General features: G+C 49.5%; 1 protein-coding gene. It reads right to left on the minus strand.

The genetic code is table 11. The features are described 5' to 3' along the window. A partial coding sequence (locus tag ACSIPU_RS30865) for an AzlC family ABC transporter permease (RefSeq protein ID WP_435322514.1) occupies positions 1-301 on the minus strand: 301 nt, incomplete at its 3' end. Positions 302-319 lie beyond the last annotated feature (18 nt).

Consider the following 319-nt stretch of genomic DNA (forward strand, 5'->3'; position numbering starts at 1 on the left):
ATTTTTTAAAGAATGAAGCTTCGCGCACGGTTCCGGAAATAGAGGCGCTATACAGCACGTGGCGAAGATTGATAATTAATGTGGTGAAAATAATCACGCCGAGCGTGGCGCCGGTTTTTAACATATTCAGTGCCAGCATTTGCGCCGAGCCGGCAATGACGATCGCCGACCACGCCGTACTCTGCCAGACGCTCATGCCCGCGCTAACGCTTAATGCGCCGACAATAAATGAAAATGGAAAGTCGCCGATGCATAGGGGCATAATAGCGCTGGCGCCGCGGAAGATGACTTTTTTATTCATCTGCTATACCTGCTAATT

This window comes from Klebsiella sp. HN106 (assembly GCF_051209435.1).
Taxonomy (GTDB): domain Bacteria; phylum Pseudomonadota; class Gammaproteobacteria; order Enterobacterales; family Enterobacteriaceae; genus Klebsiella; species Klebsiella oxytoca.